The 15,015-nt window shown below is 71.5% G+C and carries 18 protein-coding genes; 5 read left to right on the top strand and 13 right to left on the bottom strand.

The window, feature by feature from the left end; all coding sequences use genetic code 11:
* Positions 1-10 precede the first annotated feature (10 nt).
* The 4 genes from QA802_RS12670 to glnII all read right to left on the bottom strand — a co-directional run bounded on the left by QA802_RS12670 (position 11) and on the right by glnII (position 3,189).
* Positions 11-1,063, bottom strand: a complete 1,053-nt coding sequence (locus QA802_RS12670; RefSeq protein WP_334521370.1) for an NAD-dependent epimerase/dehydratase family protein — start codon at positions 1,061-1,063, stop codon at positions 11-13.
* A gap of 67 nt (positions 1,064-1,130) precedes the next feature.
* On the bottom strand, positions 1,131-1,754 hold the full coding sequence (locus QA802_RS12665; protein WP_334521367.1) for a winged helix-turn-helix domain-containing protein: 624 nt from the start codon (positions 1,752-1,754) through the stop codon (positions 1,131-1,133).
* An 83-nt stretch (positions 1,755-1,837) separates the two neighbouring features.
* The gene (locus tag QA802_RS12660) at positions 1,838-1,960 is read right to left on the bottom strand and encodes a hypothetical protein (RefSeq protein WP_266728206.1); all 123 of its coding nucleotides are present in this window, start codon (positions 1,958-1,960) and stop codon (positions 1,838-1,840) included.
* 197 nt (positions 1,961-2,157) lie between these two features.
* Positions 2,158-3,189, bottom strand: coding sequence for a glutamine synthetase (gene glnII, locus QA802_RS12655; RefSeq protein WP_334521365.1), 1,032 nt, complete (start codon positions 3,187-3,189; stop codon positions 2,158-2,160).
* 230 nt (positions 3,190-3,419) lie between these two features.
* On the opposite strand from glnII, the gene QA802_RS12650 reads away from it, so the two are divergent.
* Complete coding sequence (locus QA802_RS12650) at positions 3,420-3,620, top strand: hypothetical protein (RefSeq protein ID WP_334521363.1); 201 nt, start codon at positions 3,420-3,422, stop codon at positions 3,618-3,620.
* Between the two features lie 3 nt (positions 3,621-3,623).
* Here QA802_RS12650 and QA802_RS12645 read toward each other — a convergent pair whose 3' ends face one another.
* Positions 3,624-4,391 (bottom strand): SCO2207 family protein, encoded by a 768-nt coding sequence (locus tag QA802_RS12645; RefSeq protein ID WP_334521361.1) that lies wholly within the window; start codon positions 4,389-4,391, stop codon positions 3,624-3,626.
* Positions 4,392-4,504: 113 nt separating this feature from the next.
* Positions 4,505-4,864 (bottom strand): arsenate reductase family protein, encoded by a 360-nt coding sequence (locus QA802_RS12640; protein ID WP_334521358.1) that lies wholly within the window; start codon positions 4,862-4,864, stop codon positions 4,505-4,507.
* A 284-nt stretch (positions 4,865-5,148) separates the two neighbouring features.
* Here QA802_RS12640 and QA802_RS12635 point away from each other — a divergent pair, with 284 nt between their 5' ends.
* Entirely contained in the window at positions 5,149-5,463 is a 315-nt protein-coding gene (locus tag QA802_RS12635) for a hypothetical protein (protein ID WP_107444359.1), read from the top strand.
* 306 nt (positions 5,464-5,769) lie between these two features.
* On the opposite strand, the gene QA802_RS12630 is transcribed toward QA802_RS12635, so the two are convergent.
* Entirely contained in the window at positions 5,770-6,957 is a 1,188-nt protein-coding gene (locus QA802_RS12630; protein ID WP_334521351.1) for a winged helix DNA-binding domain-containing protein, read from the bottom strand.
* Positions 6,958-7,198: 241 nt separating this feature from the next.
* Between QA802_RS12630 and QA802_RS12625 the strand changes: the two genes are divergently transcribed.
* Positions 7,199-7,483, top strand: coding sequence for a hypothetical protein (locus QA802_RS12625; RefSeq protein WP_334521349.1), 285 nt, complete (start codon positions 7,199-7,201; stop codon positions 7,481-7,483).
* A 54-nt stretch (positions 7,484-7,537) separates the two neighbouring features.
* Here the strand turns inward: QA802_RS12625 and pspAB are convergent, their stop codons facing one another.
* The 4 genes from pspAB to QA802_RS12605 form a co-directional block, all read right to left on the bottom strand.
* On the bottom strand, positions 7,538-8,152 hold the full coding sequence (pspAB, locus tag QA802_RS12620) for a PspA-associated protein PspAB (protein WP_334521346.1): 615 nt from the start codon (positions 8,150-8,152) through the stop codon (positions 7,538-7,540).
* Between the two features lie 5 nt (positions 8,153-8,157).
* The gene (gene htpX, locus QA802_RS12615) at positions 8,158-9,084 is read right to left on the bottom strand and encodes a zinc metalloprotease HtpX (protein ID WP_334521343.1); all 927 of its coding nucleotides are present in this window, start codon (positions 9,082-9,084) and stop codon (positions 8,158-8,160) included.
* A 157-nt stretch (positions 9,085-9,241) separates the two neighbouring features.
* Positions 9,242-10,543 carry a hypothetical protein gene (locus QA802_RS12610; RefSeq protein ID WP_334521340.1) on the bottom strand — a complete coding sequence of 434 codons (1,302 nt, stop codon included), beginning with the start codon at positions 10,541-10,543 and terminating at the stop codon, positions 9,242-9,244.
* Positions 10,544-10,555: 12 nt separating this feature from the next.
* Entirely contained in the window at positions 10,556-10,813 is a 258-nt protein-coding gene (locus tag QA802_RS12605) for an SCO2583/SCO2584 N-terminal domain-containing protein (protein ID WP_334521337.1), read from the bottom strand.
* A 384-nt stretch (positions 10,814-11,197) separates the two neighbouring features.
* Here QA802_RS12605 and QA802_RS12600 point away from each other — a divergent pair, with 384 nt between their 5' ends.
* Entirely contained in the window at positions 11,198-11,713 is a 516-nt protein-coding gene (locus QA802_RS12600; protein WP_334521335.1) for a lactococcin 972 family bacteriocin, read from the top strand.
* A gap of 241 nt (positions 11,714-11,954) precedes the next feature.
* On the opposite strand, the gene glnA is transcribed toward QA802_RS12600, so the two are convergent.
* On the bottom strand, positions 11,955-13,364 hold the full coding sequence (gene glnA, locus QA802_RS12595) for a type I glutamate--ammonia ligase (RefSeq protein ID WP_057583343.1): 1,410 nt from the start codon (positions 13,362-13,364) through the stop codon (positions 11,955-11,957).
* A 197-nt stretch (positions 13,365-13,561) separates the two neighbouring features.
* On the opposite strand from glnA, the gene QA802_RS12590 reads away from it, so the two are divergent.
* Complete coding sequence (locus QA802_RS12590) at positions 13,562-14,029, top strand: RDD family protein (RefSeq protein WP_334521332.1); 468 nt, start codon at positions 13,562-13,564, stop codon at positions 14,027-14,029.
* Between the two features lie 204 nt (positions 14,030-14,233).
* Here the strand turns inward: QA802_RS12590 and QA802_RS12585 are convergent, their stop codons facing one another.
* Positions 14,234-14,938 carry a DUF4191 domain-containing protein gene (locus QA802_RS12585; protein ID WP_319171036.1) on the bottom strand — a complete coding sequence of 235 codons (705 nt, stop codon included), beginning with the start codon at positions 14,936-14,938 and terminating at the stop codon, positions 14,234-14,236.
* Between the last annotated feature and the right edge of the window lie 77 nt (positions 14,939-15,015).

The following is a 15,015-nucleotide window of genomic DNA, read 5'->3' as shown; positions in this document are numbered from 1 at the left end:
AAGCCCCCTGTCAGGGGGTGGTGTCAGGTACACCATCCGCGCCCGCCGGGCCCGTTGCCGCCGCGAGCACCTTCGCCTCCACCTCCGGGTCGAGGCCCTTGCTCGTCCGGTCCGGACGCTGGGGCGCGATGCCGCCGATCGACGTCAGCCAGCTCCAGGTGTCGGCGACGGTCTCCTGCACGGGACGGCAGGACAGTCCCGCCGCCACCGCCCGGGAGACGTCGGCCGCGTGCAGGGCGTCGTGCATGTCGGAGCCCGGCGGCACCCACACGGGCAGCTCGGTCCACGGCTCGATGCCCGCGTCGAGGATGATCTCGGGGGCCGTCCACCGCAGTTCGGCGTCGGAGCCGGTGGCCCGCACACACGCCTGGAGCAGCTCGCCAATCGTGGCGTGGCCCTGCGGGCTCATCAGGTTGTACGGCCCGCTCAGCTCCTGCTCGACCGCGCCCAGGATCCACTCGGCGAGATCGCGGACGTCGACGTACTGCAGGGGCAGGTCGCGCGGGCCGGGCGCGAGGACCGGGCCGCCGCGGGCGATCCGGGTCAGCCACCAGGGCAGCCGCCCGACGTTCTCGTGCGGGCCGAGGATCAGCCCGGCCCGCACCAGGACGGAGGCGTCCGCGCCGAAGGCGTCGACGACCGCCAGCTCGCCGCCGCGCTTGTCCCTCAGGTAGTCGGTGTGTTCGGCGTCGGGTTCGGCCCCCTCCACGAGGGGAGCGTCCTCGGCGTAGCCGGCGGGCGGAGCCCATGCGTACACCGAGCAGCTCGACACGTACACGTACCGCCGGGCGCGGCCCCGCAGCAGCCCCGCCGTCTCGTGCACCGCGCGGGGCGCCGCCGACCAGGTGTCGACGACGGCGTCCCAGTCGCCGTCGGTGAGGGAGGCGTCGGCCAGGGCGGCGAGGCCCCCGGGAGCCGTCCGGTCGCCGGTCAACGACCGGGCGCCGGGGACGGGCGCGTGCCGGCCCCGGTTGAGGACCGTCACCTCCCAGCCGCGTCCGAGGGCCGCTTCGACGACGGCCCGTCCTGCGAACTCCGTTCCACCCAGCACCAGAAGTCTCATACCGGTGACTGTGCCCGGTGCCCGCCCGGAACGGAACCGCGCTCTGCCGTCGGCAGAGGGATGCGGGTCAGCGGGCGGTCGGCGCGGTGTACTTGTAGCCGACGCGGCGCACCGTCTGGATCGACTGGCGGTACCGGGCGCCCAGCTTGCGGCGCAGCCGGGCGATGTGGACGTCGACCGTGCGGCCGTCGCCCACGTGGCCGTAGCCCCACACCGTGGTGACGAGCTGGTCGCGCGTGTGCACCCGGTTCGGGTGGGCGACGAGGTGGGCGAGCAGCTCGAACTCCAGGTAGGTGAGGTCGAGTTGTTGCCCGTCCACCGCGGCGGTGCGCTGCACGGGGTCGACGCGCACCAGCGGTTCGCCGGCCGCGCCGCCGCCGTCGGCGTCGTCGGCGTGGGCCCGGTCCGGCGGCACGGCCACCGGAGGGAACGGCGGCTGCCGGTCGGCCGGGACGAGCACCAGGTAGCCGACCATGGGCGGGTGGCCGGGCAGGCTGGGCAGGGTGTGCTGCGGGGCGGGCAGCCAGGTGGCGCCGGGCGGCAGGAAGTCCGCGACGTCCACCGCCTCGTTCCGGTCGACGGCGCGCAGCCGGTGCCGGGCGGAGCCGCCTGCGGGCACGGCGGCGGGGGAGGGGGTGGGTGAGAGGGAGGTGAGGGAGGGAGCGGCGGAGAGGGAACGAGTGGTCGCCATGAGGGGTCAGCTCTTTCGCGCGAGGAGTTCGTCGGAAGGGACGTACGTCGTGCGCGCGGGCCGAAGGCCGGGGTCGTACGGCTTTAGAGGGCCGGCGCGTTCGTCGCGCGGCAACACACCCGGTCGAAGTCGTGGTGCTGACGGGAGGGCCAGAAGGGCTCGAGGTCATGGCGACCCGTCGCGGTGTGCTTCTGGAAGGTGGCCATGGGCCCATTGAAGCAGACACCCGCACGCAACAGCAGTGCCCTCTCACAGCGTGGACGCGTTCCCGGTGTGAACTCCGCCTCCGCCGGCTCCCCGGGCGGTGCGGGACACGCGAAGGGGCGCCCGCCGAGTCCTTGGGTTCTAGGAGTCGGCGGGCGCCCCTTACGGGAGTCGCGTCAAGCGAGTTGTGCCGCGGTGATCAGACCTGACCGGCCTTCTCCAGCGCCGAGCAGCAGGTGTCCACGATCAGACGGGTCACCAGGTACGGGTCGACGTTGGCGTTCGGACGGCGGTCCTCGATGTAGCCCTTGCCGTCCTTCTCGACCTGCCACGGGATGCGGACCGAGGCGCCGCGGTTGGAGACGCCGTAGGAGTACTCGTTCCACGGGGCGGTCTCGTGCAGGCCCGTCAGACGGTCGTCGATGCCGGCGCCGTAGTTCTTGACGTGGTCGAGCGGCTTGGAGCCCTCACCGAGCGACTCGCACGCGGTGATGATCGCCTCGTAACCCTCGCGCATCGCCTTGGTGGAGAAGTTGGTGTGCGCGCCGGCGCCGTTCCAGTCGCCCTTGACCGGCTTGGGGTCGAGGGTGGCGGAGACGCCGAAGTCCTCGGCGGTGCGGTAGAGCAGCCAGCGGGCCACCCACAGGTGGTCGGAGACCTCCAGCGGCGAGACCGGGCCGACCTGGAACTCCCACTGGCCGGGCATGACCTCGGCGTTGATGCCGGAGATCGCGAGGCCGGCGGCGAGGCAGTTGTCCAGGTGCGCCTCGACGACCTCGCGGCCGAAGATCTCGTCCGCGCCGACGCCGCAGTAGTAACCGCCCTGCGGGGCGGGGAAGCCGCCCTTGGGGAAGCCGAGCGGGTAGCCGTCCTGGAAGAACGTGTACTCCTGCTCGATGCCGAAGATCGGCTCCTGCGCGCCGAACTTCTCGGCGACCTCGGCGAGCGCGGCACGGGTGTTGGACTCGTGCGGCGTCATGTCGATGTTGAGGACCTCGCACAGGACGAGGACGTCGTCGCCGCCGCGGATCGGGTCGGGGCAGGTGAAGACCGGCTTGAGGACACGGTCCGAGGAGTGGCCTTCGGCCTGGTTCGTGGAGGACCCGTCGAAGCCCCAGATCCCCAGCGACTCGAGACCGGCGGGCTCACCCGCGATGATCTTGGTCTTGGAGCGGAGCTTGGCGGTCGGCTGGGTGCCGTCGATCCAGATGTACTCAGCCTTGAAGGTCACGGGCCACTTCCTTCGGGGTGTGTCTGACGCACTTCGCGGGTGCTGCGGCGCTGCGGCACTGGGGCGCCGCCTGTTTGCCCGGAAGCTTGTCAACGGGCGATTTCCCGGTCATTGCTCAAATGTGAACCCCGTGTTACCTGGCGCTTCTGTGGCGCGGCTCACTCGGCGGCTCACCCGGCGGCTCACCGGCAGGGCGACCGGCGACCGGCCCGCGCCCCTCGCCCGAGGAGTTGCGGGGGCTGCGTGCGCCGGTCCTGCTGCTCGTGGCCGCGAACAGCAGGACCCATGACGCGCGGACCCTGGCGGCCCGGGCGGGCGAGGCGGTGCGAGAACTGCGGACCATCGTCCTGCCGGACGTCTCCCATCACGCGCTGCCGCCTGCCGCGCCCTGCGGAACGGGCCGCCGTCTCACCGCGTTTCTCTGCGGCTGAGCGTCACCCCACCTTCTCGATCACGGCCCGGCGGATCAGGAACTTGCCGGGTTCGCGGACGAGTTCGAAGGCCGCGTTGTTGAGCAGGGCGCAACTGCCGGAGACCGAGGTCACCTCGACGGTCGTGGACTTGTTGTTGTCCAGGTTGGTGACCTTGAGCCTGGTTCCTGCCGGGAACTGGTTACTCGACGCCGCCGGTGCTCCGCCCTCCCCGGAGAGGGTGACCGTGGAGCCGTTGCACACCTGCTGACCGGATGCGGCGCCGTTTCCCGCGTTGCCGTTGTTCCCGGCGTTGCCCGCGGGGGCGGAGGCCGCCTGCGAGGGCCGGGCCGCCTGCCCTCCCGTCCGGCCCCCTCCGGGTTGGGCCCCGCCGTTCTGAGCCCCGCCGTTCTGGGTGTCGCCCGCCTGGGTGCCGCCCGCCTGGGAGTCCTGAGCCGACTCCCCGACGGCGCACCCGGACGCCTTCTGCTGCACCTTGATCTGCGTGATGACGGCCTCGCGGTTGGCGATGCGGGCCTCGGACTGGGCGTCCGGTGCGGCCCGCTGGCCGTCGATGAACTTCTGGTTGTTGCCGAGAGCGGTTGCGAGACCCTGGCACACCGTCGAGTTCGAGGCGGACAGCGGCTTCGCGTTCTGCGGGGTCCGGTCCTGCGGGGTCTGGGCGGCGTTCGAGGTGTTCGCCATGACGAAAGCGCCACCGCCCGCGACCGCCGCCGCGCTGACGAGCAGCGCGATCTTCTTCTTCGTGCCGACAGTTCTCCTGCGCGACATGCGCGCCTCCTGAGAGGTAGGGGAGCGTACGCCGCTATGTACGAGATACCGAACGAGGTTGCTCAGATGTGACAGGAGCCAGTCCGAGTGGCGTGCGTCACGCGTCGCCACCGCTACCGGGACAACGCGTCCCGGACGGCCTCGTCGGTGCGGGCCACCAGGGCGGTGCCGTCGTCGGCGGTGATGATCGGACGCTGGATGAGCTTGGGGTGCGTGGCGAGAGCCGCGATCCAGCGCCCGCGCGTGTCCGCGTCCCGCGCCCAGTCCGCGAGCCCGAGTTCCTTGGCCGCGGCCTCCTGGGTGCGTGTGATGTCCCACGGCTCCAGGCCGAGACGGTCGAGCACCGCCCTGATCTCGTCCTCGGTCGGGACGTCCTCCAGGTAACGGCGGACGGTGTAGTCGGCGCCCTCGGCGTCGAGCAGGGTGAGGGCGCTGCGGCACTTGGAACAGGCGGGGTTGATCCAGATCTCCATGCCGGTCACGGTAGCCCGGAATCCTTCCTCGAGGGCAAGGTGGCCGGCGTCGTCGCGCCGCCGTCCGTCCGGTCCGCCCGCCACTGGATCTGTTCGATTTTCTCGCCGCCTCGCCAGCCTCACCCGAACCTGCCGTGTCGCAGCCGTCAAACCCTTATCCACCTGGACTTTTGACGGCCCTTCAGGGCCTGCGCGATGTCAGTCCCAGGCGGTAAACTGTAAGCAGTGTTCGAGGGTTTGCCGGAGATTCCGGACCGAGCCCTGACCGCGACAGGAGGATGCCTGTGCCCGCTGCCGCACTGAAGCCGAAGCCGTTGCCGACCCAGTCCACCGCGAAGCGTGCCGTCCAGCTCGACCTGCCCTACGGGCCCGTGCTGAAGCGGGCGTTGCCGCCCGGCCGGCCGCGCGAGTGGTACGTCATGCACAACCGTCGCCTCAAGGCCATGCGCCTCGCCATCGCCCTGCTCGACCTGGGCGTGTATATGCCGAACCAGGCCCGCAACGAGCGGATCCGCAGCACGGCGGAGCTGATCGGACTGCATCCGCCGTCGGACACGACCTGCCACATGGTGCGGGCGCTGCTGCGGTACAGCCGGTGAGGCGTGCGCCGGGCGCCGTCACCCGAGACGACGCCCGGCGCCACGCCACCGGCCCCGCGACGAGCGGCCGGGGGCGGCGCACGACCGTCGCGTGAGATCAGGAGCGTGCCCGGCCGATGCGCGTCGGCCGGTGCGTGGGAGCCGGTGCTGTCGCCCGGTGTGCCTCGACCGGGGGCACGAGCCGGTGCGGTGCCGACCGGTGCGTGAGAGCCGGTGCGTGCGAGCCGGTGCGCGGGCCGGTGGGGTGGGCCGTCGCGTGGGAGCCGTACCCGGCCGGTGCGAGGCCGTTGCGAGGCCGGGCGCGGGTCAGCTCACCAGCTCCTTCTCCAGCGGCGTCCGGAATCTCGGCGTCACCCGGGTCTGACCCAGCCACGATGCCAGCGCCGCCGCCCGGGAGGCGATCGCCGCCTCGGCCTCGCTCCCCACACCGCGCGCGTCCAGGATCCGCCACACGATCTCCCCGTCCGCCCGCTGTGCCCATCCGCCCACCACCCGGCCGTTCCACCACACCGTCGGACCCACGTTCCCGCTGTAGTCGAACAGGGCGGGACGCAGCTCCGGGGCGAGGTACCAGTCCCGGCCCTGCCAGCCCATCGCCGTCGGATCGAGGCCGGGCAGCAGGGCCGCCCACGGTTCCGGCGGCCCGGGCAGGGCCTCCACGTCGTCGCCGAGGACGTACCCGGTGCCCTCGTCCAGCGTCACCGCGCGCGCCCCGATCGCCGTCAGGGCACGGCGGACCTCCGTCACCCGCCAGCCCGTCCACCACTTCAGATCGGCCTCCGTGGCCGGGCCGCACGCGGCGAGCCAGTGCCGCAGCAGCTCCGACTGGGCCTCGGCCACGGGCAGTTCGGGATGCCGGGGAGCGAGGGCCCAGCGGAACTGGTTAGACGTCCACGACCCCAGCGGGCGCCCCCTGACCACCTTGCCCTCCACCCCCAGCACCTTCAACAGCCGTGTCCCGACGCTGTGCCGGCCCTCGTACGGCTTGCCCGCCGCGTACACGAACCGCTCCCGCATGCGCGGCTCCTCGGCGGCCAGCTCCCCCGACGTGGCCTGCCCGAGGCGGGCCAGGCCGGCCAGCGCCGACTCCTCGACCTCCTTCAGCCAGGCCGCGTCCGGAGCGCCCGCCTTCGCCATGTCCTTCAGCAGCGCGGCGCGCTCCCGCGCGGCGACCGCGATGCCGGTCGACGCGTGCACGACCCCCGTCGACGCCGTGGGGAAGACGAAGACCGTGTGCCGCATGCCGTGCATGCGCACGAGGGTGCGGTCGGCGGCGTACAGCGCGCGGTCGGTCAGCGTCACCGTCTCCGCAGGGTCGGCCAGCCGGGCGCCGACCGCCAGGTACACCGTCGCCGGATCCGTACCGTGCAGGGCGGTCAGCGCGTCGGCCACCGCCTCCGGCGTCGTGACCCGCGCCCCGGGGGCCAGCCGGTGCCGCAGCGCCAGCCGGGCCCGCCGCTCCGCCACGTCGATGTGCCGCTGCCCGTCGCCCATCCCGGCCTCCATCCCCCGTGGCGCACCGCCCCGGAGCCTCGTCGCGTCCGTCACCCGTCCCTGCCCGCATCCTCCCCGACACCACTGACACCGACGCCGACACTCGGGTCCAGGTGATCGTTGCCCAGCCCGCACGCAGAAAATGAGATGCACGCGGAGTGACGGATTTCGTACTCTGAGGACGTCACCCCACCCCCACCGCCACACTCAGTCACATTCCTGCCCAGGAAGGAGGCACGCCATGGGCACCGTCGTTCTCTCCGGGGCCGTCGTCCTGGTGGTCCTGGGATTCGGCCACCCGCTCTACTGGCTCGCCGCCGTCGCCGTGCTCTTCCTGTACGTGCGGTACGGGCTCGAAGCGGCCGCGCCGACCTCGTCGTCCGCGCCCGGTCCGGCCTCGGGCCCGGCAGCCGCGCCCACCTCGTACAAGGCGTACCGCGAGCGCCGCGACCAGCAGGCCAAGTGGGAGCGCCGCTACCGCCGCGAGCGTCCCCTGCGGCACCGCCGCGACGCGGGCGGCAAGTAGGGCCGGGCCTCATGGCCCGGCCCTTCGACCCTCCGGCCCTTCGACCCTCCGGCCCTACAGGCCTGGGGCTCCCCATACCGGGAACCAGCGGCTCAGGTCCTGCTCGATCCGAAGGTCGTTCGCGAGGGCGGCCTTCACCTGCAACTCCAGTGCGTTGTCGCGCCGCTGCCCCGTGCCGGGCAGCGGCGCGAACGGGTAGTAGGCGCCCCTCTTGTACAGATACACCAGCGCCAGCCGCTGCCCGTCCGCCGCCCGTGGTCCCGCCGCCGCTCCCATCGGCTTCACGAAACCGGCGAGGGAGCAGAGCAGTTGCGGCCCGAAGCCGTTGACCTCCATCGCGCTGTTCACCGCGTGCAGATCGTTGACCAGCAGCGACAGCTGGTCGGGGGTGCGCTCGGAGACCAGCCAGGAGTAGCCGTAGTCGTCCCGCAGAAGCCGTACCGGAGGACCGGTGCGCTCGGTGTCGGCGTCGAGGAGCGCCTGCACCTCACGGTGCGTCTGGTCGAAGGCCGAACCCTCGACCGTCGCGAAACACACGGCGCCCTGCCCGGTCGGGGTGAATCCGGCCGCCGCCTCCAGCGTCACCGCCGCCGAGGGGAGCGCGAACAGCTGATCGAGATCGGGTGCGACCGGCTTCGTCCGGCCGAGCAGGATGTCCAGCAGCCCCATGCGCCTCAGCCCGCCTTTCCGGGCGTGGCCGCCTCGCCCAGCTCCGTGGAGATCCGGCCCAGCTGGTCGAGCCGCTGCTCCAGACTCGGGTGGGTGGAGAAGTAACGCTCGATGCCGGGCTCCCTGCCGGTCGCCGGGGTGAAGTAGAAGGCGTTGAAGGCCTGGGCCGTTCGCAGGTCCTTGGTCGGGATCCGGGCGATGTCGCCGGAGACCTTGGTCAGCGCGGACGCCAGCGCCGAGGGCCGCCCGGTGAGCAGCGCGGCCGCCCGGTCCGCCGCCAGCTCCCGGTACCGGGACAGCGCCCTTATCAGCAGGAAGCTGATCGCGTACACGGCCGCCGAGACGCCCATCACCGCGGCGAAGACGGCGGCGGTGTTCTGGTCCCTGCGTCCGCCGCCGAACAGCTGCGAGTAGAACGCGAACCGCACGATCAGCCCGGCGATCACCCCGAGGAACGACGCGACGGTGATCACGGCGACGTCCTTGTGCGCCACATGGGACAGCTCGTGCGCGAGGACGCCCTCCAGCTCGGCCGGCTCCAGCCGCCGAAGCAGGCCCGTCGTCACGCACACCACCGCGTGCTCGGGACTGCGCCCCGTGGCGAACGCGTTCGGCATGTCCATAGCGGACACGGCGACGACCGGCTTCGGCATGTCGGACAGGGCGCACAGCCGGTCCACGACGGCGTGCAGCTCGGGAAACTCCTCGGGCCCCACGACCCGGCCGCGCATGGCGAACATCGCGATCCGGTCGGAGAACCAGAACTGCGCGACGAACATGGCCGCCACCAGCACGACCACCAGCAGCCACGACTTCAGCAACACGATCAGCGCGGCGATGAACGCCACGTACAGCAGCCCCAGCAGAAACATGGTGACTGTCATCCGCACGGTCAGCCCCCGGTCGCTCCGGAAACGGCTCCGCATCTGCATCACCCCGCAGTCAGGCACTCGTCCCACTGCCAGTGTGCACCGCCCCACCCCCATGAACGGCCCCGCAACGGCCCCAGGCCCAGCAAAGCCTCCCTGCCCCCACCTGACACCACCGCCAGCCCCAAGGCTCGGGTCCGCCGTGATCCGGGCCGTCGTCTCAGGCCTTTGCGACCCGCGCGATCCGCCTGCGCAGCGCGGCGTCAGGATCGTCGCGCACGGCGAGCTGGGCGGCACGGCGCAGGTCCCCGCCGCGCCGGACGAGCAGCCGGAACGCGGCGAACCGCACATGCGCGGGCCACCCGGCGCCGACCCGCTCGACCAGCCAGGGCACCGGTATCGCCTCCGTCCCCGTCTCCGCCGAGGGAAGCACCGCCGCGACCACCTCACGCACCACGCCCGGCGCCGGATCCTGGAGCAGCGGCCACAACCGCCGCACATCGGCGGCGTCGAGCATCCGCAGTCCGGCCACCGCCCGCGACCGTACCCGCGCGTCCGCGTGCCGGACCAGCGGCCACAGCACGTCCGCGTCGGCGCGGTCGCCGCACTCCGCCAGCCCGAGAACCGCCCCGGGTTCCAGGACGGCCGGTGCCGCGCACCGCTCGCGGTACCAGGCGGCCGGGTCACCGCCGTGCTGCCGTACGACGTAGCGCGCGCACGCCCGTACCGTAGTCGCCCGGTCGGTCAGGAAGCCTGCGGCCCGTTCCGGCGCACCCGCTCGTCGCAGCGCGGTCACGCCGGCCGCGCGCACGGCCGCACTGTGAGCCGTCAACAGCAGCTCGATCGCGTCGTCGTGGGCGTCCGCCCCGCCGGCTGCGAGGCCGGCCAGCACGGCGTCCGCACACAGACGCTGGACGACGGTGTCGGGGTCCCGGTGGGCGGCCAGGGCGAGTTCGCCGGTGGAGAGGAGCTTCTCCTCGGCCGCCAGCCGGTGGACGAACCGGCGTACGGCGAGGTCGGGGTGGGACAGGAGGCCGGGGAGCGGGCCGCACGGAACGGCGCGCAGCAGCTCGGTGAGCAGGTCCGCGGCGAAGCCGCCCCGGTCCCGGCGGGCGAGCAGCAGGATCAGCGGCGCGAGTGTCTGCGCGCCGGCCGGGTCGAGGCGCTCACGCAGGACCTCGCGGGCCCGTTCCCGTACAGGCGCGGCCCAGTCGGCACACCGCACGACGACCAGCGGCAGCAGACCGGCATGCCGGGCGGCCGGCGCCAGCGCCGCCTCGCGCGTCCGGCCGTCGCGATGGCAGAGGGCCAGCGCGAGCCGGGGCTCGTCGAGCAGCGACAGGTCGGCGGGCAGGGGAGCGGTCTGTTCCCACCGGGTGCGGCCGTACCAGTCCGCAAGCCGCACTCCGTCATCCAGCGCGAGCCAGGCCCGCGGGTCGGCGGCGGCCATCACGTCCGCCAGGCGCGCGCCTGCCGCGAGCCGGACCGCGACGGCCTCCCCTGCGCACACGTCGTCGGCCATGCGTCCGCCGTCCTAGTAGGGGGCCCGGAAGCGGGCGTACCCCAGCAGCAGGATCACGCCGATCACGCATCCCAGGACGAACGCCGTCGACAGCCAGGACGACCGGCGGCGCGCCGACGGGCCGGGGTCGGCGCGGAACGGGACCGGCTCCGGGGGGTTGTCCTTCCACCGGGCGGCCAGCATCCGGGCCCGCGCCGAGGGCTCCTTGTGCGTCGCGGCGTCCGCCCATCTGAGGTCGAACTCGCGCTCGCCGTCGTCCTGTTCGGGCATACCGGCAACTCCCCCCCGTCGAACAGCAGTGCCGGAAACCATACGACGAAGCCCCCGCCCGGAAAAACCGGAACGGTGGCAGCACGGCCGGCCCGGCGGTCTGACGGGCCAGGGCCGGTTCGGGCGGAAGCGATGGTGGCGTGCCCGGCCGGCTCGAGAGCGCCGTGGATCAGGTCGCGGACGGCGGCCGGGACGGCAGGGGTTTTCGGGCCCTGACCGTACGCGTGCCGTAGCCGCGCGTTATTGACCCGCCCTTGAATACGGCCGCCCGACAGCGATTTCAGGCCGCTCTGGGGCCGTAAATCGGGCACGCCTTGACCGCCGTAGCGTCGTCGTTGAAGATCTTTCCTAGCCCTCGATCGCGAGGGTGGAAAAGGGGGATAAATGAACAGGCTTGGAAAGTCAATACTTTTCGGCATTTCGGGCGCCGTGCTTGCGGTTTCCGGTTTTGCTGCCCCGGCGGCGGCCAACAGCCCTCAGGGCGGAACCGGTGCCGACGCGGTGGTCGAGGCCGTCGACGGCCTCGTAGTCGGGCAGCCCGTCATCCACAAGAGGGGTGACGGCGTCAACCCGCCCGCGGAACTGGGCAACCCCGCCGAGTGGGGCGTGGTGAAGCTGGAAATCACAAAGTCGGCCGTCCAGAAGTCGGCTGCTGCGCTGCAAGAGAACACCTGCAAGGAAGTGACTCATGGCACGTGGTGCTATGGGCAGGAAGTCACGTCCGCTGGAACGGGCAGGAAGTGTTACTCGAACTACAGTGCAGATGTGAAGCACAAGTCGACGGTCAGGGTCATCAACATCGACCATTCAAGTGGCTGGGTGGCCAAGGGGAAGGTTTCCTACGCCCACCACACGCAGGGTGCCGCATATACCTGCTATGCGTATTACGACAACGCATAAATTGGACGTGACCGTCCCGTCCGTGCCGTCAACGCCGCGTCCGGCCGACCGGATGCGGCCGCCGGTGCCTGTGGAGCCGATGCTCTGACCTGAGCGACGACGGAACCGTGACCCTCCACAGCTGCGCTCGGCGCGGAGCCCGAAACAGGCCGTCGGCCGTGCCCTTCCGGCGAGGAAGGACACGGCCGACGGCGCTTACTCGGCCCAGGGGAGCGGAAACCCGCTCTGACCTGGGGCGATATCACACGTCGAAGTACAGCTCGAACTCGTGCGGGTGCGGGCGCAGCTGCAGCGGGGCGATCTCGTTGGTGCGCTTGTAGTCGATCCACGTCTCGATCAGGTCGGACGTGAAGACGTCGCCGGCGAGCAGGAACTCGTGGTCCGACTCGAGGCGGTCGAGGACGGCCGGGAGCGAGGTCGGGACCTGCGCGACGCCCGCGTGCTCCTCGGGAGCGAGCTCGTAGAGGTCCTTGTCGATCGGCTCGGCCGGCTCGATCTTGTTCTTGATGCCGTCCAGGCCCGCGAGCAGCAGCGCGGAGAACGCCAGGTACGGGTTGCCGGAGGAGTCCGGGGCGCGGAACTCGACGCGCTTGGCCTTCGGGTTGGAGCCCGTGATCGGGATACGCATGGCCGCGGAACGGTTGCGCTGCGAGTACACCAGGTTGACCGGCGCCTCGAAGCCCGGTACCAGACGGTGGTAGGAGTTCACCGTCGGGTTGGTGAAGGCCAGCAGCGACGGCGCGTGCTTGAGGATGCCGCCGATGTAGTAGCGGGCCATGTCCGACAGACCCGCGTAGCCGGTCTCGTCGTAGAACAGCGGGGAGCCGCCGCTCCACAGCGACTGGTGGACGTGCATTCCCGAGCCGTTGTCGCCGAAGATCGGCTTCGGCATGAAGGTCGCGGTCTTGCCGTTGCGCCAGGCGACGTTCTTCACGATGTACTTGAAGAGCTGGAGGTCGTCGGCCGCGGCGAGCAGCGTGTTGAACTTGTAGTTGATCTCGGCCTGGCCGGCGGTGCCGACCTCGTGGTGCTGGCGCTCGACCTGGAGGCCGGACGCGGCCAGCTCCAGGGAGATCTCCGCACGCAGGTCGGCGAAGTGGTCGACCGGCGGGGTCGGGAAGTAGCCGCCCTTGTAACGGACCTTGTAACCGCGGTTGTCCTCGAGCGCACCGGTGTTCCAGGCGCCGGCCTCGGAGTCGATGTGGTAGAAGGACTCGTTCTCCGAGGTCTTGAAGCGCACGCTGTCGAAGACGTAGAACTCGGCCTCGGGACCGAAGTAGGCGGTGTCGGCGATACCGGTCGACGCCAGGTACGCCTCGGCCTTCTTCGCCACGTTGCGCGGGTCACGGGAGTACTGCTCGCCCGTGATCGGGTCGTGGATGAAGAAGTTGATGTTCAGCGTCTTGTCGCGGCGGAAGGGGTCCACGCGCGACGTCGACAGGTCGGCGCGCAGCGCCATGTCGGACTCGTGGATGGCCTGGAAGCCGCGGATCGACGAGCCGTCGAAGGCGAGCTCCTCGTCCGGGTCGAACGCCTCGACGGGCAGCGTGAAGTGCTGCATGACGCCCGGCAGGTCGCAGAAGCGGACGTCGACGAACTTGACGTCCTCGTCCGCGATGAACTTCTTGGCCTCGTCGGCGTTCTGGAACATCCAGCTCCTCCTACTCCCGGCCGTCGAGCCGGGGTGGTAGTTCGTTCGTGCTGCCAGTGCGGTGGCACACGCTGTCGTCGACCCTAGGTACGGGTGATTTCTCGGGCGTGACCCATTTGTTTCGCACAAGTTAACCGGACCTCGCCCGGTCCACCCCACCTGTCCGCATCACGAAACGCGGGCAGTACCGTGGACGCGTGGACAACAGGCAAGCACTCGGATCGTGGCTCTCCGGACCCCGCTCGGCCATGGAGGACGCCGGGGCCGACTTCGGATACCGGGGCGAGCAGCTCGGTCTGCCGGAGGAGGGCCCGGGCTCGATCGCCCGCCCCGGTCGGCGGCTCGGCGCCCTGGCCCTGGACTGGGGGCTCAGCGTCCTGATCGCATACAGCCTGATCACGGACGGCTATCGGCCCGCCACGGGCAACTGGGCCCTGCTCGTCTTCTTCGTCATGAGCGCCCTGACGGTCGGCACGGTCGGTTTCACCCCGGGCAAGCGCCTCTTCGGCCTGCGCGTGGTCTCCGCCGACACCGGCGCCGTCAGCCCGCTGCGCTCCGTGGCGCGCACCGTGCTGCTCTGCCTGGCCGTGCCGGCGCTGATCTGGGACCGCGACGGCCGCGGTCTGCACGACCGGCTGGCCCGCACGGTGGAAGTGCGCACCTGAGCATCCCGCGCGGTCGAAGCGCGCGGCCGGACACGTCGCGCGCGTCCCACGCGGTCGAAGCGTGCGGCCGGACGCCGTGCACACGGCGGCCGGGCACGCGCAGAGGTATGACGAAGGGGGCGTCCGGCCACGCGGCGGTGCGGCGTGGCCGGACGCCCCCTTCACACATGCGGGGCGCCGGATCGGCGGGACGGGGCGGGCGGCTCAGCGGGCCTTGCCGCCGCCGCCCTTCGGCAGCCGCATGCCCTTGGGCATCGGGCCCTTCGGCAGCGGCATGTTGCTCATCAGGTCGCCCATCGCGCGCAGCCGGTCGTTGGTGGCGGTGACCTGGGGGCCGGCCAGCACCCGGGGGTACTTCAGCAGGGTGGTGCGCAGCTTCTTCAGCTCCACCTGGCCCTCGCCGGTGCCGACGATCACGTCGTGCACAGGGACGTCCGCGACGATGCGGTTCATCTTCTTCTTCTCGGCGGCCAGGAGGCTCTTCACCCGGTTCGGGTTGCCCTCGGCGATCAGGACGATGCCGGCCTTGCCGACGGCCCGGTGCACCACGTCCTGGCTGCGGTTCATCGCGACGGCGGGAGTGGTCGTCCAGCCCCGGCCGATGTTGTCGAGGACGGCCGCGGCGGCGCCCGGTTGGCCCTCCATCTGACCGAAGGCGGCTCGCTCGGCCCGGCGGCCGAACACGATCGCCGTCGCCAGGAAGGCGAGCAGGAAGCCCAGGATGCCCAGGTAGACCGGGTGGCCGAGCAGGAAGCCGATCGCGAGAAAGACGCCGAAGGTGAGGAGGAAGACGCCCGCGAGCACCAGGCCGATCGTCTTGTCGGCCTTGCGGGTCATCTTGTACGTCAGGGCGATCTGTTTCAGTCGCCCGGGGTTAGCGGCGTCCGCCGCGCTGTCACTTCTCGCCATGCCACGAAGTCTACGTGCCCCCACGAGCGCCTACGACGGCAGGAGGCGGGTGTGGGGAGAGGAGCCGCGGGCAGGAG

This window comes from Streptomyces sp. B21-105, from assembly GCF_036898465.1.
GTDB lineage: Bacteria > Actinomycetota > Actinomycetes > Streptomycetales > Streptomycetaceae > Streptomyces.
Note: the sequence above shows the minus strand (reverse complement) of the source record. Positions and strands in the feature narration are given on the sequence as shown.

What these genes read in the sequence shown, in the direction of transcription:
- QA802_RS12670 (WP_334521370.1), bottom strand. Translation starts at nt 1,063, where the DNA reads ATGAGACTTCTGGTGCTGGGTGGAACGGAGTTCGCAGGACGGGCCGTC.
- QA802_RS12665 (WP_334521367.1), bottom strand. Translation starts at nt 1,754, where the DNA reads ATGGCGACCACTCGTTCCCTCTCCGCCGCTCCCTCCCTCACCTCCCTC.
- QA802_RS12660 (WP_266728206.1), bottom strand. Translation starts at nt 1,960, where the DNA reads ATGGCCACCTTCCAGAAGCACACCGCGACGGGTCGCCATGACCTCGAG.
- QA802_RS12645 (WP_334521361.1), bottom strand. Translation starts at nt 4,391, where the DNA reads ATGTCGCGCAGGAGAACTGTCGGCACGAAGAAGAAGATCGCGCTGCTC.
- QA802_RS12640 (WP_334521358.1), bottom strand. Translation starts at nt 4,864, where the DNA reads ATGGAGATCTGGATCAACCCCGCCTGTTCCAAGTGCCGCAGCGCCCTC.
- QA802_RS12630 (WP_334521351.1), bottom strand. Translation starts at nt 6,957, where the DNA reads ATGGGCGACGGGCAGCGGCACATCGACGTGGCGGAGCGGCGGGCCCGG.
- QA802_RS12625 (WP_334521349.1), top strand. Translation starts at nt 7,199, where the DNA reads ATGGGCACCGTCGTTCTCTCCGGGGCCGTCGTCCTGGTGGTCCTGGGA.
- pspAB (WP_334521346.1), bottom strand. Translation starts at nt 8,152, where the DNA reads ATGGGGCTGCTGGACATCCTGCTCGGCCGGACGAAGCCGGTCGCACCC.
- htpX (WP_334521343.1), bottom strand. Translation starts at nt 9,084, where the DNA reads ATGCAGATGCGGAGCCGTTTCCGGAGCGACCGGGGGCTGACCGTGCGG.
- QA802_RS12610 (WP_334521340.1), bottom strand. Translation starts at nt 10,543, where the DNA reads ATGGCCGACGACGTGTGCGCAGGGGAGGCCGTCGCGGTCCGGCTCGCG.
- QA802_RS12605 (WP_334521337.1), bottom strand. Translation starts at nt 10,813, where the DNA reads ATGCCCGAACAGGACGACGGCGAGCGCGAGTTCGACCTCAGATGGGCG.
- QA802_RS12600 (WP_334521335.1), top strand. Translation starts at nt 11,198, where the DNA reads ATGAACAGGCTTGGAAAGTCAATACTTTTCGGCATTTCGGGCGCCGTG.
- glnA (WP_057583343.1), bottom strand. Translation starts at nt 13,364, where the DNA reads ATGTTCCAGAACGCCGACGAGGCCAAGAAGTTCATCGCGGACGAGGAC.
- QA802_RS12585 (WP_319171036.1), bottom strand. Translation starts at nt 14,938, where the DNA reads ATGGCGAGAAGTGACAGCGCGGCGGACGCCGCTAACCCCGGGCGACTG.